We start from the raw sequence: 24,361 nt of genomic DNA on the forward strand, positions 1-24,361 counted from the left end.
ATATTGCATACCTAGAACGGATGTGCATGATCGTCGGGGCACGAGAGACGCCGCCAGAGCAAGGCCGCGCCGCCCAAGAGAGAGGCTCAGGGATGGAACGCCAGGATTCGCCTTCGGCGAAATGGTGGCAGCTCGCCTTCGGCGTGATCTGCATGGCCATGATCGCCAACCTTCAATACGGTTGGACCCTGTTCGTGGACCCGATCGACCAGCGCTACCATTGGGGTCGCGCGGCGATCCAGCTCGCGTTCACGCTGTTCGTCGCCACGGAGACCTGGCTGGTGCCGGTCGAGGCGTGGTTCGTCGACCGCTACGGTCCGAAGATCGTCGTCGCCTTCGGCGGCGTGATGATCGCCCTCGCCTGGACCATCAACGCCTACGCCGACAGCCTGGCGATGCTCTATCTCGGCGCCGTCGTCGCCGGCATCGGTGCGGGCTCGGTCTACGGCACCTGCGTGGGCAACGCGCTCAAGTGGTTCCCGGATCGCCGTGGCCTGGCCGCCGGCGCCACCGCGGCCGGCTTCGGCGCGGGTGCCGCCATCACGGTGGTGCCAATCGCCCGCATGATCGCGTCGAGCGGCTACCAGGACGCGTTCCTGTACTTCGGCATCGGCCAGGGCGCCGTGGTGCTGGCCCTCGCCTTCCTGCTGCGCAAGCCGTCGACCAACACGCCGGTCCAGCGCAAGAAGACCCGCCTGCCGCAGACCAAGGTCGACCGCAGCCCCCGCGAGGCGGTGCGCACCCCGGTCTTCTGGGTCATGTACGTGATGTTCGTGATGGTCGCTTCCGGCGGCCTGATGGCGGCGGCGCAGATCGCCCCGATCGCCCACGACTTCCAGGTGGCCGGCGTGCCGGTGAGCCTGTTCGGCCTCCAGATGGCGGCGCTGACGCTGGCGATCTCGCTCGACCGGGTCTTCGACGGGTTCGGCCGGCCGTTCTTCGGCTACGTCTCCGACAACATCGGCCGCGAGAACACGATGTTCATCGCCTTCTCGACGGCGGCGCTGGCGGTGATCGTGCTGCTGACCTACGGTCACGTCCCGATGGTCTTCGTCCTGGCCACCGCGGTGTATTTCGGTGTGTTCGGCGAGATCTACTCGCTGTTCCCGGCGACCTGCGGCGACACGTTCGGCTCCAAGTACGCCGCCAGCAACGCCGGCCTGCTCTACACTGCCAAGGGCACCGCGGCCTTCCTCGTCCCCTTCGCCAGCATCCTGTCGGCGGCCTACGGCTGGTCGGCGGTGTTCACGCTGATCATCGTCCTCAACGTGACGGCGGCGGCGCTGGCGATGTTCGTCCTGCGCCCGATGCGGGCCCGCTACCTCGCCTCGGAGGACCAGCCCGCGGCGCTCGGCGCCCAGCCGATCCGGGCGGCCTGATAGGCCCCCGCCCCACGACGTCGCGCAAGCGACGCCCGACCTTCGCGGATCTCCCGCCCTCCCCCTCCTCGGGAGTGTGGGGGATCCTCCAGCCAGCCGGCACCGAGAGCCGCCCGTACAAACCGATCCTCCGGGAGATACCGTGATGACCGCAGTCGCCAAGATCGTCCACACCACCCCCGAGGTCGAGGCCGAGCCCGATCTGACCGACGGCTTCCACCTCGTCATCGACGCGCTCAAGCTGAACGGCATCGACACCATCTACGGTGTCCCGGGCATCCCGATCACCGATCTCGGCCGGATGGCCCAGGCCGAGGGGATGCGGGTGATCTCGTTCCGCCACGAGCAGCACGCCGGCAACGCCGCGGCGATCGCGGGCTTCCTCACCCAGAAGCCGGGCATCTGCCTCACCGTCTCGGCCCCGGGCTTCCTCAACGGCCTGACCGCCCTCGCCAACGCCACCACCAACTGCTTCCCGATGATCCTGATCTCGGGCTCCTCCGAGCGCGAGATCGTCGACCTGCAGCAGGGCGACTACGAGGAGATGGACCAGCTCGCCATCGCCAAGCCCCTGTGCAAGGCGGCCTTCCGGGTGCTGCACGCCGCCGATATCGGCATCGGCGTCGCCCGCGCTATCCGCGCGGCCTGCTCGGGCCGGCCGGGCGGCGTCTACCTCGACCTGCCCGCCAAGCTGTTCTCCCAGGTGATGGACGCCGAGGCCGGCCAGAAGTCTCTGGTCAAGGTGATCGATCCGGCGCCTGCCCAGCACCCCGCCCCCGAGGCGATCGCCCGGGCGCTCGAGGTCCTGAAATCCGCCAAGCGGCCGCTGATCGTGCTCGGCAAGGGCGCCGCCTACGCCCAGGCCGATGACGCCATCCGCGCCCTCGTGGAGACCAGCGGCATCCCCTACGTGCCGATGAGCATGGCCAAGGGCCTCCTGCCCGACACCCACCCGCTATCGGCCGGCGCGGCGCGCTCGACGGCGCTGAAGGACTCGGACGTGGTGCTGCTGGTCGGCGCCCGGCTGAACTGGCTGCTGTCGCACGGCAAGGGCAAGAGCTGGGGCGAGCCGGGCTCGACCAAGTTCATCCAGATCGACATCGAGCCCCGCGAGATGGACTCGAACGTCGAGATCGTGGCGCCCGTCGTCGGCGACATCGCCTCCTGCGTGCAGGCGCTGCTCGACGGCATGGGCCAGGGCTGGCAGCAGCCCCCGTCCGACTGGATCGAGACGCTCAAGACCAAGCGCGAGGCGAACGTCGCCAAGATGGCGCCGAAGCTCATGAGCAACGCCTCGCCCATGAACTTCCACGCCGCGCTCGGCGCGCTGCGCACCATCGTCAAGGAGCGGCCGGACGCGATCCTCGTCAACGAGGGCGCCAACACCCTCGACCTCGCCCGCGGCATCATCGACATGTACCAGCCGCGCAAGCGCCTGGACGTCGGCACCTGGGGCATCATGGGCATCGGCATGGGCTTCGCCGTCGCGGCCGCCGTCGAGACCGGCAAGCCGGTGCTCTGCGTCGAGGGTGACAGCGCCTTCGGCTTCTCCGGCATGGAGGTCGAGACGATCTGCCGGTACGGCCTGCCGGTCTGCATCGTGGTGTTCAACAACAACGGCATCTACCGCGGTACCGACACCGATCCGACCGGCCGCGACCCGGCCACCACCGTGTTCGTGCCGGATTCCCGCTACGACAAGATGATGGAGGCCTTCGGCGGCGTCGGCTACCACGTCACCACGCCGGACGAGCTGACCCGCGCGGTCAACGAGGCGATGAACTCGGGCCGCCCGGCCCTCGTCAACGCCGTCATCGACCCGGCGGCCGGCAGCGAGAGCGGCAACATCGGCAGCCTTAACCCGCAGAGCGGGATCAAGAAGAAGAAGTGAGGGCGAGCCCCTCGCGAGATCTCTGATCCCACACCATCGAAGCCGGGCTCGCGTGTCGAGCCCGGCTCTTTGCCTTGACGAGAACGGCGTCGCGGATCCGCGCGGGACGGTGTTCCGCAGAAGCTCCCGGCCTCCGGGAGACCTTCCCCGCACCGTCATCGCGAGCGAAGCGAAGCGGCCCGGGGCGGCGCGGTCCAGTTCCGCGCGGAGCGCGGGGATGGCTTCGCCGCGCCCGCAGTGACGGCGCCGGATCCGTCATCCGTTCGGTGACGGTGCATCCATGATCGACCCCGACCTCGCCGGCCGCCTGCACTTCCGCCACCGGCTCCCGACCGAGGAGCCCCTCCCCCCGGGCCGGCACGACCTCGGCCTCTTCGCCGAGCGCGACGCGGTGCTGGTGGTCCCCGAGGGCCTCGATCCGCGCCGGCCCTGCCCGCTCGTGGTGCTGTTCCACGGCGGCGGCGGCAGCGCCGAGCGCATCCTGCCGATGCTGGAGGCGCACGCCCGGACCGAGCGCTTCCTGCTCCTCGCGCCGCAATCGCTGTTCCCGACCTGGGACATCGTCATCGCCGGCCACGGGCCCGACCGGGAGCGCGTCGCGGCGGCGCTGGGTCACGTCGCCGACCGGTTCCTGCTCGATCCGCAGCGGCTCTGCTTCGCCGGCCATTCCGACGGCGGCAGCTACACGCTCTCGTCGGGGCTCGCGAACGGCGACGTGGCGAGCCACCTGATCGTCTCGTCGGCGGGGTTCCTGTCGGTGCACCTGCAGGTCGGCGCGCCGCGCATCTTCCTGTCGCACGGGACCCAGGACGAGCAGATCCCGATCGACCGGAGCGCCCGGGTCCACGTGCCGGCCCTGCGCGAGGCCGGCTATCCCGTGACCTACGTCGAGTATGACGGACCGCACGCCCACCAGCCGGCCGTGGTGGCGCAGGCGGTCAGGTTCTTCCTGGCGGATCCGCCCGCCGGGCGCTGAGGTTCAGGCCAGCGCGGCCCGGGCCGGCGCGCGGGCGCGGATCGGCGCCTCGGGCGCGTCGGCCTCGGACAGGAGCGCCGGGATCAGGTCGGTCTGCGAGACGATCCCGACCAGGCGTCCGTCGTCGTCGACCACCGGCAGGTGGTGAAGCCCCGCCTCCGACATCCGCGGCACCAGGGCGGCCACGGGCGTGTCGGGACCGACCGGCTCGACCGCGCTCATGATGTCGGCCGCGCAGCCGTGGGGCGCGCGGCCGCGCTCGGCGGTGAGGCGTAGGCGGCGGCCGAGACCGAGGCGCGGCCCGCTCCGGTCCCAGGCGGCCTTGTCGAGCAGGTCGGTCTGCGTGACGATGCCGAGGACGCGCGCGCCCTCGTCGGTGACCGGAAGCGCCTTGATGCGGTGACGGCGCAGCAGCCGCATGGCCTCGGAGAGCGGCGCGTCCGGCGCCACCGCGATCACGTCGCGCGACATGATCGCCGCGCAGGTGATCGGGCCCGAGCGGCGGCCGTAGACCCGCATCTGCACGCGCCGCAGGATCTGCTCCAGGTCGCCCCGGTCGACGTCCAGGAGCTGGTCGAAATCCTCCAGCGCGGCGTCGAGGTCCGAGGCCCGGAAGCCGACGCGGGCGTCCGAGGGCGGATCGGCGGTCCGGGGCCCGGCCGGGCGCAGGTGCGGGTAGGCGCGCCCGGTGAGGTTGTTGAACAGCAGGGCGGTGGTCAGCAGCAGCAGCGAGTTGACGGCCACCGGCCACAGCACGAAGCCGTAGCCCAGCTCCCGGATCGCCGGGCCGCCGAGCACCGCCGTCAGCGCCACGGCCCCGCTCGGCGGGTGCAGGCAGCGCAGGGCCATCATCAGCGCGATCGCGACCCCGATGGCGCAGGATGCCGCCACGAACGGGTCGCCGATCCAGGCCGCCGCCGTGACACCGACGAGCGCCGCCACGATGTTGCCGCCGAGGATCGACCAGGGCTGCGCCAGAGGGCTCGCCGGCACCGCGAAGAGCAGCACCGCCGAGGCGCCCATCGGGGCGATCAGCACCGGCAGGGCCTCGGCCGGGACGGAGACCCGGCAGACGAAGCCGGTCGCCAGGATGCCCACGAGGGCACCGGCCGCCGAGCGCAGGCGCTCGCGATTGCTGACCGGGGTCAGCTCCGGCAGGAAACGGCTGAGGAATGCGCGCATCGGATCCGGGGCTCGCACGTGAAAAGGACGGCGCCCCGGGGAGCGCCGTCCTGTCTCAGGGTCGCTGAAGTCGGGCGGTCCTTATCAGACCGCGCGGGCCTCGTGCATCGCCCGGATCTGCTCCTGGGTGTAACCCAGGTCTGCGAGCACCTCATCGGTGTGCTCGCCGAGCAGCGGCGACGCCTTCACCTCGACCTGCATGTCGGAGAACTTGATTGGGCTTCCGACGGTCAAGTACTTGCCGAGCTTCGGGTGCGCCACCTCGACGACGGTGCCGCTCTCCCGCAGGGACTTGTCCTCGGCGATCTCCTTCATCGACAGCACCGGCGCGCAGGGGATGTCGTAGGTGCGCAGGATGTCGACCGCTTCGAACTTGGTCTTGTCGGCGAGCCACTCCTCGATCGTCTTGAAGATGTCGAAGATCTTGTCCTGGCGGGCCCGCGGCGTGTTGTAGCCCGGGTCGGTGATCCACTCCTCCTTGCCGAGCGCCTTGCAGATCGGCGCCCAGGCGTGGCCCTGGATCGTGAAGTAGATGTAGGCGTTCGGGTCGGTCTCCCAGCCCTTGCACTTCAGCACCCAGCCCGGCTGGCCGCCGCCGCCCGCGTTGCCGCCGCGCGGCACCACGTCGGAGAACTCGCCGTGGGGGTACTGCGGGTACTCCTCGAGGTAGCCGAGCGCGTCGAGGCGCTGCTGATCGCGCAGCTTCACGCGGCAGAGGTTGATCACCGAGTCCTGCATCGACACGGCGACCTTCTGGCCCTTGCCGGTCTTGTTCTTCTGGTGGAGCGCCGTGAGGATGCCGATGGCGAGGTGCATGCCGGTGTTGGAGTCACCGAGCGCGGCGGCGCTGACGGTGGGCGGCCCGTCCCAGAAGCCCGTGGTCGAGGCGGCACCGCCCGCGCACTGGGCGACGTTCTCGTAGACCTTCAGGTCCTCGTAGTGGTGGCCGTCCGAGAAGCCCTTCACCGAGGCGAGGATCATGCCCGGGTTCAGCTCCTGGATGCGGGCCCAGGAGAAGCCCATCCGGTCGAGGGCGCCGGGACCGAAATTCTCGACCATGACGTCGGAGTCCTGGATGAGCTTCTCGAGGACTTCCTTGCCGGCCTGGGTCTTGGTGTCGAGGGTGAGCGAGCGCTTGTTGGAGTTGAGCATCGTGAAGTAGAGCGCGTCCGCGTCCTCAACGTGGCGCAGCTGCGTGCGGGTCACGTCGCCGGCGCCGGGGCGCTCGACCTTGATCACATCGGCGCCGAACCAGGCGAGGAGCTGCGTGCAGGCCGGGCCGGCCTGGACGTGGGTGAAGTCGATGATCTTGATGCCTTCCAGCGGCTTGCTCATTGGGCGTTCTCCCTGTGCGGTTCGGTGATCGGGTCCTTCGGATCGTCCGGCGGGCTCAAGGCGCCCGACGGGCCGGATCCGAGGAAGCTTCGAGTTCGGCGACGCGCTGGCGCAGGCGCTTCTCCTCGGCCCAGCGCTCGGTCTCGTCGCGGATCACGGCGACGATCCCGGTCACCCGGTCGGAGGCGTCCCGCACCATCCCCACCGTGAAGGCGATGGAGAGCTGGCGGCCGTCCTTGTGGAGCGCCGGCACCCTCAGGGTCTCTGCCCCGTAGCGGGTGACGCCGGTGCGCATGGTCTTGGCGTAGCCATCCCAGTGGCGGCGTCGGTGCCGCTCGGGTGTGATCAGATCGAGGGTCTGGCCCAGAGCCTCGGCGGCGGTGAAGCCGAAGATGCGCTCCGCGGCCGGGTTCCAGACCGTGATGGCGCCGTCCGGATCGGACACCACCACCGCGTCGCCGATCGCCTCGGCCAGACCGTGGATTTCGAGGGAACCGGGCGCGGCCAGGGTCGGCCCGGTCGCCGTCATGGGCGCCACCCGGTCGGCAGCGCGGATGAGAGGTGGATCGCGGCAGTCCGGCGCCTTGTCATGGGGCGGCCCTTCCTGAACGTCACGCGCGGAAACGGCGGTAAAATTCCGGTCCCGCATCCTTGAAGGGCTGTCACCCGCCCTCTTCGGTTGGTATTTGGTATGCCAAATGGAGAATGGCGTCAACCGACGGGGTGACAGGTGGCACTTTTCTTCAAGCGACCGGTGGAGCTTTCCGGGCGAAGCCGTCTGCCGACGCGCGCCGTTCGACCGCCGCCGCGCGACGCGGCAAGACGCTCATGTCCTTCTCAGATTTGCCGCTTTCGGCGAGCAGGACTCCGCCCGTCAGGCAGCTCGGACCGGCGGTTCGGCACACCGCCCGGGAGACCATTTCGGTGATCCGTTTCGAGAAAGTCAGCAAGGTCTACCGGACGGAAGGCCACCGGCGGACCATCCTGGAACAGGTGTCGTTCACCCTGAAGCCGGGCGTGTCCTACGGCATCCTCGGCATCAACGGCGCCGGAAAATCCACCACGATGCGGCTGATCGCCGGCACCGAGGACGCGACGCGCGGCCGGATCCACCGCGGCCTCAGGGTCTCGTGGCCCCTCGGCTTCGCCGGCGGCTTCCATCCCAAGATGACCGGGCGCGACAACGTCACCTTCGTGGCGCGCATCTACGGCGAGGACCCGCGCAAGGTGCTCGATTTCGTCGAGGACTTCTCGGAACTCGGAAGCTACCTCGACGTGCCGATCTACACGTACTCGTCGGGCATGGGCGCGCGGCTCGCCTTCGGCATGAGCATGGCGATCCCGTTCGACTGCTACCTGATCGACGAGATCACCTCGGTCGGCGACGCGCGGTTCTCGAAGCGCTGCGACGAGGTCTTCTCGCAGCGCCGGAAGAACGCCGACATCATCATGGTCTCGCACTCCATGGAGACCATCCGGCAGTGGTGCACGCAGGGGTTGGTCCTGCTGAACGGTCGCGCGATCATCTACGAGGACGTGAACGACGCCATCGAGGTGTACCGGCGCCTCAACGCCTGACCGCGCCGGCGGCGGCCGGACCGCGACGACATGCTTTTGCCGCCTCGCCGTGCGAGAGACGGTCGCGGCGCCGGGTGCGGCGCGCGCGGGATCCCGGTAACGGGTCGACCTTCGAGGCCGGGGAGGCCGGGAATCAGGCCATGAACATGGAGATCCGGAAGGCCGAGGGGCAGCCGGTCACGCCCGCGGACCGCCAGCAGGCGGTGAGCGAGTCGCTGCGGCAGATCGCGCGCATGTCGCGCTTCGCCGACCGCAAGAAGGGCATCCGGTCCTTTCAGGCCGACGCCAAGAACGATCCCTGGATCCCGATCCTGTTCGTCGTCTGCTTCCTGCTGCCGACGCTCGCCGGGGCGGCCTATTACGGCCTGATCGCCTCGGACCGCTACGTCAGCGAGGCGCGATTCGCGATCCGGCCGGCCATCGGCTCCGCCGAGAAGACGTCCTCGGAGACCGGCGGGACGAATTCCGGCACGGCGAACCAGATGGTGGCGCAGGACACGCTGATCACGCGCGAGTTCATCCTCAGCCGTCCGATGCTGGAGCTCCTCGAGGCGCAGCTTCCGCTGCGCCAGTGGTTCAGCAACGAGTCCATCGACTACTTCTCGCGGTTCGATCCGGAGAAGCCGATCGAGAAGTTCGTCCGCTACTGGAAGCGGCGCGTCGGCGTCGAGGTCGAGGCCGGATCCGGCATCTTGTCGGTGGAGGTCGAGGCCTTCGATCCCCAGGAATCCCTCGCCATCGCCAAGGCCATCATGAAGGAGGCCGAGCGCAAGGTGAACGACCTCAGCGTCAAGTCGCGCGAGGATGCCGTCGCCGAGAGCACGCGGGAGCTGCGGCTCGCCGAGGAGCGCATGACCAAGATCCGCCTCGCGACGCGCGACCTGCGCAACCGCGAGGGCGTGCTCGACGCGCAGAAGACGAACGACATCAACGTCAAGATGATCGCCGAGATGCGGGCCTCGCGGATCAACCTCGCGCTCCAGCTCGCGATCGGGCAGCGGGACCTCGGTCCCGACGCCCGCCGGATCATCGACATCAAGCAGCAGATGAAGGACCTCGACGACAACATCGCCCGGATCGAGCGGCAATCCGCCAGCCAGGATCCGGAGCAGAAGCGCCTGCTCTCCGACGCGTTGACCAAGTTCGAGGTCTTGGAGAACGACCGCAAGAACGCCGAGAAGTACTATCAGCAGGTGCTGACCGCCCACGAGCGCGCGCGCATCATCGCGGCCCGGCAGATCGAGTTCTTCAGCCCGATCGTCGAGCCGGTGAAGGCCGAATCCTCCACCGAACCGCGGCGGCTCCTGATGATCGCGTTGATCACCGCGGGCGCCGGCGTCCTGTTCGGCGCCGCGATGTTCGCCCGGAAGATGATGACCTGACGCGCGTCCCGCCGGGTTCGCCCGGGACGGTCCGGTATCTTCAGCGGCCGGCCCCGGTGCCCCGGTCGTCCGCCGCCGGGCCGATGGTGCCGCCGGTCCAGCCCTGGGCGCGCCAGCCCTCGGCGCGCTGGTCGAGATCGATCGACCCCGCCTGGTCGAGAATGGACAGGACGCGCTCGGCCCGAGACTCGTCGGCGCGCACCGTCACCAGGGTACCGCCGCGACGCACGCCCTCGGCGTAGGTCTCGGCCTCGTCGGCGCTGAGGCCCGCCGCGGTCAGACCGCCGATCAGGCCGCCGGCCGCGGCGCCCACGCCGGCGCCCGTCACGGTGGCGACGAGCCAGCCCGCCGCCGCCACCGGCCCGAGCCCCGGGATCGCCAGGAGGCCCAGCCCAGCGAGCAGGCCGGCGCCGCCGCCCAGGACCGTGCCGACCGTGGCTCCGGTGCCGGCGGAATCCGCCGCGTCGACCGGTCGGGGAACGGCGGTCCCGGGCGCCCGCGGCGGGACCGCGGGCTCGTTGCGATTCGCGATGATGCTGATGTCCGCGTGGGGGATGCCGGCGGCCTCCAGCCGGTCCACCGCCCCCGCGGCGGCGTCGTAATCGTCGAACAGGGCGGTCAGGGCGCGCAGGGCCATCGAGCTCTCCCGGTATGTCCGGGCCCGGGCCCGGAGACGTGGCGGCGGCGCGGGCGGCCCGGACGCGGGCGCGGTCGGATGCCGGATCGACGCTCTCGCCGACCGATCAAGCGATCGCGGCGGCCCGGGTTCCCGCGAGCGCCGGCCCCATCTTAACGCCGCGCTAACCATCCGCTCGGCAGATCTTGCCGGGTACGTCCCGGGCCTGTCCCTGGCGAACGGCAGCGGATGGCATCGATGGCAGAGACGGCGAGCGCGCCGGCACAGACAGGAGCGGCGGCCGTCCTCGGCCAGCTCGCGCTGCCGACGCGCGGCGATCTCCAGGCGCTGTCGAAGCGGTCGGACCTGCTGTTCGCGACCGGCGTGCTGGGGATCCTGGCGGTCCTCATCTTCCCGTTGCCGGCGATCCTGCTCGACCTGCTGCTGGCCGTGTCGATCATCCTGTCGGTCCTGATCATGATGACCGGCCTGTCGATCGACAACCCGCTGGAATTCACCGTCTTCCCGACGCTGCTGCTCATCGCCACGATGTTGCGGCTCGCCCTCAACCTCGCCTCGACGCGCCTGATCCTCGGGCACGGGCACGAGGGCACGGCGGCGGCCGGGCACGTCATCGAGGCCTTCGGCCACTTCGTGATGGGCGGCAACTTCGTCATCGGGATCATCGTGTTCGCGATCCTGATCATCGTGAACTTCGTGGTGATCACGAAGGGCTCGGGCCGCATCGCCGAGGTCGCGGCCCGCTTCACCCTCGACGCGATGCCCGGCAAGCAGATGGCCATCGACGCCGACCTGTCGGCCGGCCTGATCGACGAGAAGACCGCGAAGGCGCGGCGCGCGGCGCTCGAGGAAGAATCCTCCTTCTTCGGGGCCATGGACGGTGCCTCGAAGTTCGTGCGCGGCGACGCGGTGGCGGCCCTGCTGATCACCTTCATCAACGTGGTCGGCGGCATCATCATCGGGGTGGCGCAGCAGGGCTTGAGCTTCGGCGAGGCCGCCAAGAGCTACACCCTGCTGACCATCGGCGACGGCCTCGCGAGCCAGGTCCCGGCGCTGATCGTGTCGACGGCGGCGGGCCTGCTGGTCTCGAAGGCCGGCGTGCGCGGCGCCGCCGACAAGGCGCTCGGCAAGCAGCTCGCGCACTATCCCAAGGCGCTGGGCATGTCGGCCGCGGTGATGCTGCTGATCGCCCTCCTGCCCGGCATGCCGATGCTGCCCTTCGTCCTGCTGGGCGGCGGCGCCGGCTACGCGGCGTGGCGCATCAACAAGACCGCCAAGCTCGCGCCGCCGCTCGACGCCCTGGGCGCCCCGATGGATGCGGCCGCGGTCGCCGCGGCGAGCGCCGCCAAGGAGGAGACGGTCACCGACCTGCTGAAGCTCGACGACCTCAAGCTCGAGATGGGCTACGCGCTCCTCGCCCTGGTCAACGGCGAGGGCCAGGACCGGCTCACCGACCAGATCAAGGCCCTGCGCCGCCAGCTCGCCGCGGAACTCGGCTTCGTGATGCCGTCGGTGCGCATCCTCGACAACGTCCAGCTCGACGCCAACGCCTACGTGGTGCGGGTCAAGGAGATTGAGGCGGGCACCGGCCGGATCTTCCCGGGCCAGTTCATGGCGATGGATCCGATGGGCGGTCAGGTCCAGCTGCCCGGACAGCACATGCTGGAGCCGACCTTCGGCCTGCCGGCAACCTGGATCGACGCGGCCCTGCGCGACCAAGCGCAGCTCAAGGGCTACACGGTGGTCGATGCCGCCACCGTCGTGTCGACGCACCTGACCGAGATCATCAAGGCCCACGTCTCCGAACTCCTCAACCACGTCGAGGTCTCGAAGCTGCTGCGCGAGCTGCCAAAGGAGCACGCCGAGCTGCTCAAGGAGATCGTGCCGTCGCAGATCTCCACCACCGGCATCCAGCGCGTGCTGCAGTTCCTGCTCGCCGAGCGGGTCTCGATCCGCGATCTCGGGGCGATCGTGGAGGCGATCGCCGAGGTGGCGGGCGCCGTGAAGAACCCTCGCGACGTGGTCGAGCACGTCCGGGCGCGCCTCGGCCGGCAGATCTGCGCGCAGTACCAGGACCCGAACGGCATGCTGCCGATCATCACCCTGTCGCCGGCCTGGGAGCAGGCGTTCATGGAGTCGATCGTCGGCGAGCGCGAGGAGCGCTACCTCGCTATGCAGCCCTCGAAGCTCAGCGAGTTCGTCAACACCGTGCGCGACCGCTTCGAGACGGCGGCGCGCCAGGGCGAGATGCCGGTGCTCGTCACCTCCGCCCAGACGCGGCCCTTCGTGCGCTCGATCATCGAGCGCTTCCGCCGCGAGACGCCGGTGATGAGCCAGGCGGAGATCCACCCGCGGGCGCGGCTGCGGACGGTGAACTCGATCTGAGGACCCAGGGGCCGCGACACCGGCGTGGGCAGACTCGTGCCGGCGCACGGGCCGAGGGAGCAATCACGGGATCGGCGCGCGCCGCGCGCAGACGAAGCGCGCGGCGAAGCATCCCGGGTTTCGCGGTGTGGCGCGCGGGGGCCGAGGCGGCGGCGTCACCCCCGCGTCGAGACGGCGGTCAGGCCCTCAGATCGCTTTCTGCTTGAGCTCCCGCTCCAACTCGTGCGCGTCGAGTCCGGGAACGACGACGGGCGGCTCCGGCACGGCGGCCGCCTTGGGCCCGTGCGCGGCCGAGCCGATCGCCGCGGCCAGCCGCGAGCGCTCGAAGGCGATCACCACGATCACCGAGACCAGGGCCGGGAGCCAGAAGTAGAAGATCCGGAAGATGATCACCGCCGCGATGATCGCGTCCTTCTGCGCCTCGTCGGTGATGTGCATCGCGGTGATGAACACGATCTCGAACACGCCGAGGCCGCCCGGCGCGTGCGAGGCCAGCGCCACCGAGAAGGAGGCCAGGAAGATCGCCAGGACCGGGATGAAGCCCGGGTTCATCGCCTCCGGCAGGGCGAAGTAGATGATGCCCGCCGCGCCCAGGAGCTCCAGCGGCGCCGCGAGCAGCTGGCGCCCCATGATGCCGGGCCGGGGATATTCGAGCTTGAACGACCGGATGTGCAGCGGCCGCAGGTGCAGGATCGAGCCGATCACGTACAGGCCGACGAAGCCCAGCATGCCGATGCCGACGATCAGCGCGGTCTTGGAATCGGTGAGGAAGCCCGGGAGCTTGCCCTCGAGGCGCGTCAGCAGGTTCGGATCGACCACCAGCGTGAAGCCGCCGAGGAGGACGGTCCCGAGGAAGAACGTGAACGAGCAGAGCGCCACCAGCACGGCGACCTGCGCCGCCGTCAGGCCCTTGGCCGTGTAGGCCCGGTAGCGGACCAGGGCGCCCGAGAAGACCGAGGCGCCGATATTGTGCGAGAGCGCGTAGGTCGTGAACGAGCAGAGCGAGACGAAGAGCCACGAGATGTGGCGCACGCCCAGATGCAGCAGGGCGATCCGGTCGTACCAGGCGAGCGCCGCGTAGGCGACCAGGGTCGACAGGGCCGCCAGCAGGATCCGGTGGGGCGGGATCGCGAGGATCGCGGCCCAGATCGCCGCCAGCGAGGTCGTCTTCAATTCCTGGTAGAGGAAGTAGCCCGATATCACGACGGCCGCGAGGCCGATCAAGGGCCAGATGAACTCGCTGATCTTCTTCATGAACACCGACGCCCTGGGGAGAGCCCCTGATGCGCCGGCACGCGACGCGCTGCAAGCGGCATGGCGCCGCCGCGATCCCCCTTGTCAGGTGATCGTGACGGTTTCGTGCCGCATAAGCCGGCCGAGCGGTCCGACGGGCCGCGTCAGCCCCGGGCGCGGTTGAGGCCGATCCCGTCCATGGCGGCCTGATCGCGGGCCGATTCGGCAGCGCGCTCGGCGGTCCGCTCGCGGTCGTTCAGGATCTCGACCTTCTTGAGCTCCTCGAACGCCTCGCCCAGCTCGGCCTTCGCCTCGGCGAGCTGGCCCTCGAGCGCCTGGGCGGACTGGATCATGTTGTCCCGGCGCGTCGCCGCGGCCCGGGCGTAGGTCGGGTAGGCGAAGTGACCGACGTCGGTGATTCCGGCCCGGGCCTCCTCGACGGCGACCTCGCGATCGAGCTCCACCGCCATGCGCTGGAAGTCGGCCATCATCATCTCGATCTGGGTCACGCGCCGGCGCTTCTCGTCGACCTGGAAGCGGCGCAGGCGGATCAGCGTGTCACGCGATTTCATCAGGACGCTCACTCCACGCAACGCTTGAGGCCGCGCCCGGGATCGTGCCCGGACCGAGCCTGTGTGCGAGCCTGCCCACGGCAAACCCGCCCGGATCCCCCACGTGCACCATGATCGCGCCGAAGCGTTAACGCCCCGGCCCATGGTGCCTAGGCCCTGCCGACGATCTCGGTGAGCCGTGCGTAACCATCGCCGATGGACGTTGCTTCTTCCTTACCCTGCCCCAGAAAAGCCTCAAGATCGGGCATGAGCGCGACCGCCTCGTCGACCTCCTGGGAGGAGCCCGCCCGGTAGGCGCCGAGCCGGATCAGCTCCTCCATGTCGGCGTAGGTCGACAGCAGCCGCCGCGCCCGCCGCACGACCGGGAGGTAGGCCGGGTCGCAGGAGCGCGGCATGGTGCGCGAGACCGAGCGCAGAACGTTGATCGCCGGGTAGCGCCCGCGCTCCGCGATGGCGCGCTCCATGACGATGTGGCCGTCGAGGATGCCCCGCACCGCGTCGGCCACGGGCTCGTTGTGGTCGTCGCCCTCGACCAGGACGGTGAACAGGGCCGAGATCGTGCCCTGCCCCACCCCGGGACCGGCGCGCTCGAGCAGGCGCGGCAGCTCCGAGAAGACGGTCGGCGTGTAGCCCTTGGCGGTGGGCGGCTCGCCGGCGGCGAGGCCGATATCGCGCTGGGCCATGGCGAAGCGCGTGATCGAGTCGATCATGCACAGGACCTTGGCGCCCTGATCGCGGAAGTGCTCGGCGACCGACAGGGTCACGTAGGCCGCGTTCCGGCGCATCAGGGCCGGCTCGTCGGAGGTCGCCACCACGACCACCGAGCGCGCGAGCCCCGCGGCGCCCAGATCGTCCTGGAGGAATTCCTGCACCTCGCGGCCGCGCTCGCCCACGAGGCCGATTACCGCCACATCGGCGGCCGTGTAGCGGGCCAGCATCGACAGCAACACGGACTTGCCGACGCCGGACCCGGCGAAGATGCCCATCCGCTGGCCCGCGCACATGGTCAGGAAGGTGTTGATGCACCGGACGCCCAGATCGAGCGGTCCGCCGACGCGTGTGCGGGCATGGGCGGGGGGCGGGTCCGCGCGCAGGGGGTAGACGTCTGGCCCCTGCACAAGGGGGCCCAGCCCGTCGACCGGACGCCCGAGGGCGTCGATCACCCGACCGAGCCAAGCGCCGGAGGGCCGGATCGCGCCGGCCGATTCGTCGCGGACATAGGCGGGGCAGCCGCGCCGCACGCCCTCGAGCGAGCCGAACGGCATCGCGAGCGCCCGATCGCCCTGGAACCCGATGACCTCGCAGGGCACCAGCCCGTGGCCGTTGGCACCCTCGACGTCGACCCGGCCGCCGAGTCGCATCGCGGCCACAGGTCCGGCGACCTCCACCAGCAGGCCGCGGATCGCCACGACCCGCCCGAACGTCTCCAGCACCTCGATCCGCTCGAGGGCGGCCTGCGCCGACGCGAGCGAAGCAACGGATCTTGCCGGATCCTGTGTCATCGGCCTGGCTCTCAACGCTTCGTTTACCGGCCTCCTTAACACTGCGGGTCACGGGCTCGTAGCGGCTCGATCCGGGTCGCGACCACAATCGCGCCCGACGAAGTCGTACCGGTGTGTCCGACGGACAACACCGGGGATCGAATCGTTGCGCAGGAAGTACTTACGCCGAAGGGGGCGAGCGGCCTGGACGGGGGCGGATCGGAATCGGGGCCGAGGGCGAGGCCGGAGGAACGGTGTTTCTCCTGTCAAGCTCGTGGAACTTCGAACGAGACGCTTGCGGGCAGGAATCAGGTTTTGTTAACGATTAATCCATAGCGTTCCACGTCAAGAGCGACGGAGCGCCCGTCCACAGGCCGGTGGCGGGCGAAGGCTGGGACGTGTCTGCGCGCTGATGCGGCCGGCGGGGCTGGGGACCGACGATGCGGGTACTTTTGATCGAGGACGACAGCGCGACCGCGCAGAGCATCGAGCTGATGCTCAAGTCCGAGAACTTCAACACCTACACCACCGACCTCGGGGAAGAGGGTGTCGATCTCGGTAAGCTTTACGATTACGACATCATCCTCCTCGATCTGAACCTGCCCGACATGTCGGGCTACGAGGTGCTCCGCTCGCTGCGCGTGGCGAAGGTGAAGACCCCGATCCTGATCCTCTCCGGCATGGCCGGCATCGAGGACAAGGTGAAGGGCCTCGGCTTCGGCGCCGACGACTACCTCACCAAGCCGTTCCACAAGGACGAGCTGGTGGCGCGCATCCACGCCATCGTGCGCCGCTCGAAGGGCCACGCCCAGTCGGTCATCACCACCGGCGACCTGATCGTGAACCTCGATCAGAAGACCGTCGAGGTCGGCGGCGCCCGGGTGCACCTCACCGGCAAGGAGTACCAGATGCTGGAACTCCTCTCGCTCCGGAAGGGCACGACGCTCACCAAGGAGATGTTCCTGAACCATCTCTACGGCGGCATGGACGAGCCGGAGCTGAAGATCATCGACGTCTTCATCTGCAAGCTGCGCAAGAAGCTCGCCAACGCCAGCCAGGGCAAGAACTACATCGAGACCGTCTGGGGCCGCGGCTACGTGCTGCGCGAGCCGATGGACGGCGAGGAGCGCATGGCGGTCTGATCCGCCGGTCGCACCGTCTCCTGAAAAACCCCGCGCGGTCCGGCCGCGCGGGGTTTTCGCGTTCCGGCGATATCCGCAGCCCTCACCGCGTCCCGGTGGCCGAGAAGACCTGCGCGGCGGGCGCGATCACCACGTAGCCGCCGCAGGGCGCGGCCCGGCTGATCACCGCGCTGGCCACGCCCCAGATGTAGGTGCCGCGGCGATCCTGCGCGACGACCGGGCCGCCGGAATCGCCGAAGCAGACCCGGGCACCGTTGGCCCGCGCGATGGTCAGCCCGGTGCTGCTCGCCGCCACCGGCGTCAGCGTGGCGGTGCGCAGGCGCCCGACGGTCCGACCGGAGAGGCCTGCGCCGGCGATGCGCAGGCTCTTGGGGACCCGGCCGGGATCCGCCGCCAGCGGCACCGGCCGCCGGTCGCGCACCGGCTCGGTCAGGCGCAGGACCGCGAGGTCGAGGGAGAGGTCGGAGAGGCTGACGCCCGACGCCTCGTTCGGCAGCATCTCCCGCGGATCGGGACTGTAGCGGGCGGCGACACGCGCCCCGTAGACCGGCCGCGCCGGCTCGCTGCCCCGGAAGAACACGACCAGCGCGCCGAGCGGATCACCGTTCACGCAATGGGCCGCGGTGAGCACGAGATCCGGCGCGATGAGCACGCCGGTGCAGCGGGTCAGCTTCAGCGCCTCCTCGGGCTGGGTGATCAAGCCGATCGCCACGGTGGCCTGCGCCAGGGCATCCCGGCCGGCGGCCGAGCCGCCGTCGATCGCGGCGGCCGGGCCCGACAGGCCCAGACCGAGGGTGAGCGCCGTCGCGGCGGCGCCGCGTCGCGCCCCGATGGTCCGGAAGGTCGTCCCGAAGCTGGTCCCGAAGCTGATCACGTGCTGCTCATCTCCGCCGCGAGCCCCCGGACCACAGATGCCGCCCGCGCGGCGCCGCGCAAGCCGGCGCGAGGACGCGGCCGCCGTCACGTCCGTGTCATCGGCGGCCGGCTCGGCGATCAGCGCGCCACCGTCCAGGTCGTGGTGCCGTCCTTGTTGTCCTTCACGGCGACGCCCATCGCCGCGAGGGCGTCGCGCGCCCGGTCCGAGGCGGGCCAGTCCTTGGCGGCCCGCGCCGCCCGGCGCTCGGCGATCAGCGCCTCGACCGCCGCGACGTCGACCCCGGACGCCGCGACCTGATCCTGCTCGCGGTCGCTGCGGGTGCGCGCGAGGAAGCCCAGCAGGTTCGCGCCGGCGCGGAGCGCCCCGGGCTGCGCCTCCGCACCGCTCCCGAGCCGGTGCAGCTCGTTGATCGCGGCCGGCGTGTTGAGGTCGTCGCAGAGCGCCTCGACGACCCCGGCGGGGATGTCGGGCGCGGCGGGCGCGTCCCCGGCGGCGTTGTACCAGCGGTCGAGCACGCGGGCCGATTCCTCGAGGCCGCGCAGGGTCCAGTCGATCGGCTGCCGGTACTGGGTCTTGAGCATGGTGAGGCGCACGACCTCGCCCGGCCAGTCCTTCAGCACGTCGCGGATGGTGATGAAGTTGCCGAGCGACTTCGACATCTTCTCCCCCTCCACCTGGAGGAAGCCGTTGTGCAGCCAGACGTTGGCCATCACCGGCGTGCCAAAGCAGCAGCGGGACTGCGCCACCTCGTTCTCGTGGTGCGGGAAGATCAGGTCGATGCCGCCCGCGTGGATGTCGAAGGTCCGGCCGAGATGCTTGGCCGACATGGCCGAGCACTCGATGTGCCAGCCCGGGCGGCCGGCGGCGGCGATGCCGGCCGGCGACGGCCACGACGGCTCGCCGGGCTTGGCGGGCTTCCACAGGACGAAGTCGAGGGGCGAGCGCTTGTAGGGAGCGACCTCGACCCGGGCCCCCGCCTCCATCTCGTCGAGGGGCCGCTTCGACAGGCCGCCGTAATCCGGCATCGAGGGGACGTCGAACAGCACGTGGTCCTCCGCCACATAGGCGTGGCCGGCCCGGACCAGGGCCTCGATCATCGTCACCATCTCGGCGATGTGGTCGGTGGCGCGGGGCTCGACGAAGCGGGCTCGCGCACCCGGCACGTTCACGTCCTCCGGCATGAGCACGCCGAGGTCACGCACGTCGCGGTGGAACTGCGCCAGCGTCCCGTCGGTGAGTTCGCGGATGGTGATGCCGCGCTCTGCCGCCCGGGCGTTGATCTTGTCGTCCACGTCCGTGACGTTGCGCGCGTAGGTGACGTGCTCCGGCCCGTAGAGGTGGCGCAGCAGGCGGAACAGCAGGTCGAAGACGATGATCGGCCGAGCGTTGCCGATATGGGCGGCGTCGTAGACCGTCGGGCCGCAGGCGTAGACGCGGACATGCTGCGGGTCGATCGGCGCGAACGCCTCCTTGGCGCCGGTGAGCGTGTTGTAGAGCCGCAACATCGGCGCCATGAAACCCATCCCTTCTCCGGCGCCGGGGATGACGTCCGGCCCGGAGCCGTGGCCGGAAATCCGGCCCTGCCTTCAACGACCTGAGGGCCCCGCGCGGCGAAGAGCGGCCGAAACGTGGCGGATCGGCCAGCCCCGGCACGGCACCCTGTTGCATCGCGGCGACGGCGCGGCCCGCGCGATGGGGCTAACCCAAAAGCGTGAGGAATTCGAGATGGCTTGCGCGCCATGCGGGTAAGGCTTCCTTAACCGCGCCGTCGGACCGTCCGGGCCACGATCCTCACGCCACAGATCCTGTGCCCAAGGACAATCCATGCGACGCTCGGCCGTTGGTTCCCTCGCTCTCGCCACCGTTCTCGCCTGCGCGGGCCTGACCCACGCCGCGCTGGCCGGCACCGACGGCGAGACGCCCGCGAAGGCGCCGGCCCGTGTCGAGAAGACCTTCCTGATCCCGTCGAGCGACGGCTACGGCGTCGGCGAGTGCCTGACGACGCCGGGCAGCGCCTGCGGCCAGGTGGTCGCCAACGCGTGGTGCGAGGCCCAGGGCTACGCCGCAGCGAACTCCTACGGCGTCGCCGCCGCCGACGAGTATACCGGCGCGATCAGCCAGCCGGTCCCGGCGCCGTCCGAGCGCCCGATCCGGATCACCTGCCAGGACTGAGCCGACCGCGGACGGCCCGTCGCCGGGCCGCCGCGCGGAAAGCTCGCGTCACCGGGTGCCGCTCACTTCATGAAGTCGGCGCATTTCTGCGCCGGTTCGGTGCCCCAGGGCGCCAGCGGCACCGCCGAGGTCGAGTTCTTCGGCGAGCCCTGAATGACCTTGTCCGAGTAGACCATGTAGATCAGCGTGTTGCGCTTCGCGTCGCAGCCGCGGACGATCTGCATCGACTTGAAGATCAGCGACCGGCGCTCGCTGAACACCACCTCGCCCTGGCTGAGCTTGCCCTTGAAGGCGATCGGCCCGGTCTGCCGGCAGGCCAGCGAGATGTCCGAGACATCCTCGGCCAGCCCCAGCGTGCCCTTGATCCCGCCCTTCTCAGGTTGGGTGTACCAGCACGACACGCCCGAGACCGCCGGATCGTCGACGCCGTAGACCACGAGCTTGTCGTTGGGCGTCAGCGGGCGCCAGACCGTCGACTTGTCGAAGATCCGGTCCGGTTCCTGCGCCGCGGCCGGACCGGCCGCTGCCAGGCCCAGTGCGAGAAGCCCAACATAGGTGAGACTCCGAAACAACATCGCCGGTCAATTCCCCCTCACGCTTGCGGGCCGGATGTAGGAGGGGTGTCGCGGTCTTGCGAGGGGGCGTAGAATGGCCCCGCTTCCGTCCCGAAGCGCGGATGCGCGCGGGCTCCGGATACTCCGGATCGCCGCGCACCCGATCAACGCGATGCAGCCTATGCCTCACCGCCCGATCGTCCGTACGCTCGGCCGCCTCATCCTGAGCGCGGCCATAGCCCTCGGACTGTCCTCTCCGCTCGCGACCTCCGCCAGCGCGCAGGAGGCCGCGCCCGCCCCGGCGCCCGCCGAGGCGCGGCCGGCGCCGCAGCTGCCGTCGCCGCAGTGCCGGCGCTACCGGGCTGAGCTGGCCTCGCTCCAGAGCGGCGCCAGCACGACGCGCGCGCTCAACGACGAGATCGGTCGGCTCGAAGCCTATTTCCGCGGCCTGAACTGCGAGGGTGGCAAGTTCCTGTTCTTCGACACCCGGCCGCCCCAGTGCGGCGCGGTGGAGCAGCGCATCCGCGCGCTCAAGGCCACCTACGGCGGCGCCGTGATCGACGACAGCGGCGCCCGGAAGCGCGAGCTTCAGGGGCTGGTCGCCTCCACCTGCCCGCCGCGCGAGGCCTATGCCGGCTCCGGTGAGGCCTACGGCCGGGGCGGCCCGCAGATGGTCTGCGTGCGGACCTGCGACGGCGGCTACTTCCCGATGAAGAACCTGCCAGAGGGCCGCGGCGGCGCCGACGAGATGTGTCAGGCGCTCTGCCCGGGGACCGAGGCGCAGGCCTATTCCATGCCGTACGGCGACGACGCCCTGAAGCACGCCGCCACGGTGAAGGGCAGCCGCGCCTACACGAACCTCGCCAACGCCTTCAAATTCCGCAAAGAATTCGTGCCGAACTGCTCCTGCAAGCCGGAGGGCAAGTCCTGGGCGCAGTCTCTGGTGAAGGCCGAGAGCATGCTGGTCCGGCACAAGGGCGACATCTTCGTCACGCCGATGCAGGCCGAGGCCCTGTCCCGGCCGAAGGTGCGCCTGACCCTTGTCGGCCGGGCCGACCGGACCGCGGCGGAGCTCGCCGCCGACGCCGCCGGCCGCGCGGGCGTCGACACGAAGGGCGGCGCGGGACCCGGCCGCGACGATGCGGCGAAGATCCAACCTGCCGCGGCCGACGGCACGAAGGCCGCGGAGGCCGCGGAAGCCAAGCCGGATCACGTTGCCGTGCGCATCATCGCGCCCGACGTCATCGCGGTGCCCCAGCGCCTCACCCCCTGAGACTGGTTTCGCGCCGACGGGCGCGGAACCATACGCGACGTCCGGTGTTCGGCTCGGCCTGAACCGACACGAGACCGCGATGCGCCTGCTCCGCCTGATCCTCCTCACCGGCACGGTGCTGCCGGGCCTGACGCTCGTGCAGCTCGCCGACGCCGCGCCGGGCCGGATCCAGGTGGCGCAGGGCGGACCGGAGGAGCGCGGCCCCCGCGGCGGCGAACCCCCGCACGGCGGCCCGCGCCCCGAGCGGCCGCCGCAGGAGCGTCCCGGCCCGCCGCCGGGCCCACCGGCCGCGCGCGAGCGGCCCGAACCCCGGCCGGAGCGGGCGCCGCCGCCCCCGCGCGAGCGGCCCGAACCGCCCGCCCAGCGCCAGCCGCAGGCCGAACCGCCTCCGCGGGAGCGCGCGCCCGAGCGCCGGCCGGAGCCGCCGGCGGCCCGTCCCCCGGCGCCGGACCGGCAGGACCGCCAACCGGAGCGGCAGCAGGACCGGCAGCAGGACCGGCAGCAAGACCGGCGGGATCAGCAGCCGGACCGTCCGGACCGCGGGCCACAGGATCGGCCCGGCCCGGGGCGGTCCGAGCGTCAGCAGGCGCCGGATCGCGATCAGGCTCCGCCCCAGGGGCGGCCCGCGCCGGAGCGTCCGCCGGCCCCGCCGCAGCAGCGCCAGGCGCCCGACCGGGATCGCCCCGGTCCCGACGACCAGCCGAACCGTCCCGCGCAGCGCGACGCGGCCCCCGACCGGTCCGCGCCGGATCGCGGACCGCCGGGTCAGCGTCCGGGCGGTCCGGGTGCGCCCGGCGACCGGCCTCAGCCGCCGAACGCGCCCCCCGGCGCACCCGGTCGACCGGCCCAGCGCCCAGACGCGCAGCCCGACAACCGCCAGCTCGAGAACCGCGCCCAGCCGAATGGCGGTCCCGGCGCCGAGCCCGGCCGGCCGCAGGCGCCCAACGCCGCTCCGGGCGTTCCGGGACGGCCGTTCCAGCCGCAGGGAGCCCAGCCCGAGGGACGGGCGCCGGCCCAGCCCAACGGTGCTCCCGGCGCCGAGCCCGGACGGCCGGTGCCGCCCAACATGGCCCCCGGGATTCCGGGACGGCCGTTCGTGCCGCCGGGCCAGGCTCCCGCCCCCGGACAGGCCCCGCCGCCCGGCGGCCCGCAGCCCGGGACGGCGCCGGCACAGCCGGGACAGCCGCCCGCGGGCGGCCCGGGCGGTCCGGCCGACCCGAACGCCTTCAACCGGCCGGGACAGCCCGGCTACGTCCCCGGCGGTTTCCGCCAGAACGACAGCGTGCGCGACTTCGATCAGATCCGCACAGACCGGCGCGAGTTCCGAGAGGATGGCCGGACCTATTACCGGGAGCCGGGCCGCATCATCGTGCAGGACCGCGACGGCTACCTGATCCGCCACGACGAGAACGAGCGCTTCCGCACCCTCGACCCGCGCGGTTACCGATTCGAGCGGCAGGGCGCGGACTTCTACAGTTACGTCGACCGGCCCGGCGGCGAGCAGATCGTCACCGTCACGAACGATGACGGTCGGATGCTGCGCCGCTACCTCCGCTACCGCGACGGTCGCGAGCTCGTCCTGATCGACAACAGCTACGCCGGCCCGCTCCGCCCGATCTACGAGGACGTGGTGGTGCTGCCGCCGCCGGAGATCCGCATCCCGCGGGACCGCTACATCGTGGATTACGCCCAGGCCGACGAGGCGGAGGTCTACGAGGCGCTGACGGCGCCGCCCGTGGTGCAGGTCGACCGCCGGTACACGCTGGACCAGATCCGCTACAGCCCGGACCTCCGCGCCCGCCTGCGCTCGGTCGACATCAACACGATCACCTTCGACACCGGCTCGTTCACCGTCACGCCCGATCAGGCGGCCAAGCTGTCGGTGATCGCCGGCGCGATGAACCGCGCCATCCAGGCCAACCCGCGGGAGGTGTTCCTGATCGAGGGCTTCACCGACGCCGTCGGCTCCGCGCTCGACAACCTGTCGCTGTCGGACCGGCGCGCCCAGTCGGTGGCGACCGTGCTGACCGAGCAGTTCCGCGTGCCGCCGGAGAACCTGACCACCCAAGGGTACGGCGAGCAGTACCTGAAAGTGAATACGCAGGGCCCGTCGCGGGAGAACCGCCGCGTCGTCGTCCAGCGGATCACACCGCTGCTGCAGCAGGGGCAAGGTCAGGGGCAGGGCCAGGCAGCGCCTCCGCCGCCTCCGCCGCCGCGCTAGGTAGGGGACTCATTCAGGTCCATGCGATGACAGAGGAAACTAGCGCGACGGCTGCGAGATAGTTGCAGGCTAGGCGATCGTAGCGGGTCGC

At 70.8% G+C, this 24,361-nt stretch carries 20 protein-coding genes; 10 read left to right on the plus strand and 10 right to left on the minus strand.

Translation table 11 applies throughout. From position 1 onward, the window contains the following. Nucleotides 1-92 precede the first annotated feature (92 nt). The 3 genes from oxlT to BLW78_RS21725 all read left to right on the plus strand — a co-directional run bounded on the left by oxlT (nucleotide 93) and on the right by BLW78_RS21725 (nucleotide 4,246). Nucleotides 93-1,379 carry an oxalate/formate MFS antiporter gene (oxlT, locus tag BLW78_RS21715; protein WP_020092894.1) on the plus strand — a complete coding sequence of 429 codons (1,287 nt, stop codon included), beginning with the start codon at nucleotides 93-95 and terminating at the stop codon, nucleotides 1,377-1,379. A 145-nt stretch (nucleotides 1,380-1,524) separates the two neighbouring features. Next, complete coding sequence (oxc, locus tag BLW78_RS21720; RefSeq protein WP_091682030.1) at nucleotides 1,525-3,270, plus strand: oxalyl-CoA decarboxylase; 1,746 nt, start codon at nucleotides 1,525-1,527, stop codon at nucleotides 3,268-3,270. A gap of 280 nt (nucleotides 3,271-3,550) precedes the next feature. Beyond that, nucleotides 3,551-4,246, plus strand: a complete 696-nt coding sequence (locus BLW78_RS21725) for an alpha/beta hydrolase (protein WP_091682032.1) — start codon at nucleotides 3,551-3,553, stop codon at nucleotides 4,244-4,246. Between the two features lie 3 nt (nucleotides 4,247-4,249). Here BLW78_RS21725 and BLW78_RS21730 read toward each other — a convergent pair whose 3' ends face one another. The 3 genes from BLW78_RS21730 to BLW78_RS21740 form a co-directional block, all read right to left on the minus strand. After that, nucleotides 4,250-5,428 carry an HPP family protein gene (locus BLW78_RS21730; protein ID WP_091682033.1) on the minus strand — a complete coding sequence of 393 codons (1,179 nt, stop codon included), beginning with the start codon at nucleotides 5,426-5,428 and terminating at the stop codon, nucleotides 4,250-4,252. 84 nt (nucleotides 5,429-5,512) lie between these two features. Further along, complete coding sequence (gene frc / locus BLW78_RS21735) at nucleotides 5,513-6,763, minus strand: formyl-CoA transferase (protein ID WP_020092898.1); 1,251 nt, start codon at nucleotides 6,761-6,763, stop codon at nucleotides 5,513-5,515. Between the two features lie 55 nt (nucleotides 6,764-6,818). Next, nucleotides 6,819-7,292, minus strand: a complete 474-nt coding sequence (locus tag BLW78_RS21740; protein WP_020092899.1) for a PAS domain-containing protein — start codon at nucleotides 7,290-7,292, stop codon at nucleotides 6,819-6,821. A 395-nt stretch (nucleotides 7,293-7,687) separates the two neighbouring features. Between BLW78_RS21740 and BLW78_RS21745 the strand changes: the two genes are divergently transcribed. Together BLW78_RS21745 and BLW78_RS21750 are read left to right on the plus strand one after the other, a co-directional pair. Next, nucleotides 7,688-8,341, plus strand: a complete 654-nt coding sequence (locus tag BLW78_RS21745) for an ABC transporter ATP-binding protein (protein WP_012322467.1) — start codon at nucleotides 7,688-7,690, stop codon at nucleotides 8,339-8,341. A 140-nt stretch (nucleotides 8,342-8,481) separates the two neighbouring features. Continuing rightward, nucleotides 8,482-9,723, plus strand: a complete 1,242-nt coding sequence (locus BLW78_RS21750; protein ID WP_091682051.1) for a KpsE/RkpR family capsule polysaccharide export protein — start codon at nucleotides 8,482-8,484, stop codon at nucleotides 9,721-9,723. 40 nt (nucleotides 9,724-9,763) lie between these two features. Here the strand turns inward: BLW78_RS21750 and BLW78_RS21755 are convergent, their stop codons facing one another. Then, nucleotides 9,764-10,360 carry a hypothetical protein gene (locus tag BLW78_RS21755; protein ID WP_020092901.1) on the minus strand — a complete coding sequence of 199 codons (597 nt, stop codon included), beginning with the start codon at nucleotides 10,358-10,360 and terminating at the stop codon, nucleotides 9,764-9,766. A gap of 237 nt (nucleotides 10,361-10,597) precedes the next feature. Here BLW78_RS21755 and flhA point away from each other — a divergent pair, with 237 nt between their 5' ends. Next, nucleotides 10,598-12,745, plus strand: coding sequence for a flagellar biosynthesis protein FlhA (gene flhA, locus BLW78_RS21760; RefSeq protein WP_091682035.1), 2,148 nt, complete (start codon nucleotides 10,598-10,600; stop codon nucleotides 12,743-12,745). Between the two features lie 186 nt (nucleotides 12,746-12,931). Here the strand turns inward: flhA and BLW78_RS21765 are convergent, their stop codons facing one another. The 3 genes from BLW78_RS21765 to fliI all read right to left on the minus strand — a co-directional run bounded on the left by BLW78_RS21765 (nucleotide 12,932) and on the right by fliI (nucleotide 16,052). Continuing rightward, the gene (locus BLW78_RS21765; RefSeq protein ID WP_020092903.1) at nucleotides 12,932-13,999 is read right to left on the minus strand and encodes a lysylphosphatidylglycerol synthase domain-containing protein; all 1,068 of its coding nucleotides are present in this window, start codon (nucleotides 13,997-13,999) and stop codon (nucleotides 12,932-12,934) included. Between the two features lie 143 nt (nucleotides 14,000-14,142). Next, entirely contained in the window at nucleotides 14,143-14,550 is a 408-nt protein-coding gene (fliJ, locus tag BLW78_RS21770; RefSeq protein ID WP_012322462.1) for a flagellar export protein FliJ, read from the minus strand. Nucleotides 14,551-14,699: 149 nt separating this feature from the next. Further along, a complete protein-coding gene (gene fliI, locus BLW78_RS21775) occupies nucleotides 14,700-16,052 on the minus strand; it encodes a flagellar protein export ATPase FliI (protein WP_020092905.1) in 1,353 nt (450 codons plus the stop codon). Nucleotides 16,053-16,471: 419 nt separating this feature from the next. On the opposite strand from fliI, the gene BLW78_RS21780 reads away from it, so the two are divergent. Next, complete coding sequence (locus BLW78_RS21780) at nucleotides 16,472-17,173, plus strand: response regulator transcription factor CtrA (RefSeq protein ID WP_010683835.1); 702 nt, start codon at nucleotides 16,472-16,474, stop codon at nucleotides 17,171-17,173. A gap of 82 nt (nucleotides 17,174-17,255) precedes the next feature. Here the strand turns inward: BLW78_RS21780 and BLW78_RS21785 are convergent, their stop codons facing one another. Continuing rightward, the gene (locus BLW78_RS21785) at nucleotides 17,256-18,047 is read right to left on the minus strand and encodes a trypsin-like serine protease (RefSeq protein WP_244527011.1); all 792 of its coding nucleotides are present in this window, start codon (nucleotides 18,045-18,047) and stop codon (nucleotides 17,256-17,258) included. A 119-nt stretch (nucleotides 18,048-18,166) separates the two neighbouring features. Continuing rightward, nucleotides 18,167-19,564 carry a cysteine--tRNA ligase gene (gene cysS, locus BLW78_RS21790; RefSeq protein WP_091682054.1) on the minus strand — a complete coding sequence of 466 codons (1,398 nt, stop codon included), beginning with the start codon at nucleotides 19,562-19,564 and terminating at the stop codon, nucleotides 18,167-18,169. 310 nt (nucleotides 19,565-19,874) lie between these two features. Between cysS and BLW78_RS21795 the strand changes: the two genes are divergently transcribed. Next, on the plus strand, nucleotides 19,875-20,222 hold the full coding sequence (locus BLW78_RS21795; protein ID WP_042672904.1) for a hypothetical protein: 348 nt from the start codon (nucleotides 19,875-19,877) through the stop codon (nucleotides 20,220-20,222). 62 nt (nucleotides 20,223-20,284) lie between these two features. On the opposite strand, the gene BLW78_RS21800 is transcribed toward BLW78_RS21795, so the two are convergent. Then, on the minus strand, nucleotides 20,285-20,797 hold the full coding sequence (locus BLW78_RS21800; protein WP_020092910.1) for a CreA family protein: 513 nt from the start codon (nucleotides 20,795-20,797) through the stop codon (nucleotides 20,285-20,287). A gap of 160 nt (nucleotides 20,798-20,957) precedes the next feature. Between BLW78_RS21800 and BLW78_RS21805 the strand changes: the two genes are divergently transcribed. Then, nucleotides 20,958-22,049 (plus strand): DUF2865 domain-containing protein, encoded by a 1,092-nt coding sequence (locus BLW78_RS21805; protein ID WP_091682036.1) that lies wholly within the window; start codon nucleotides 20,958-20,960, stop codon nucleotides 22,047-22,049. Nucleotides 22,050-22,128: 79 nt separating this feature from the next. Then, nucleotides 22,129-24,270 (plus strand): OmpA family protein, encoded by a 2,142-nt coding sequence (locus BLW78_RS21810; RefSeq protein ID WP_091682038.1) that lies wholly within the window; start codon nucleotides 22,129-22,131, stop codon nucleotides 24,268-24,270. The last annotated feature ends 91 nt before the right edge of the window (nucleotides 24,271-24,361 follow it).

It is taken from the genome of Methylobacterium sp. 275MFSha3.1, assembly GCF_900108435.1.
Taxonomy (GTDB): domain Bacteria; phylum Pseudomonadota; class Alphaproteobacteria; order Rhizobiales; family Beijerinckiaceae; genus Methylobacterium.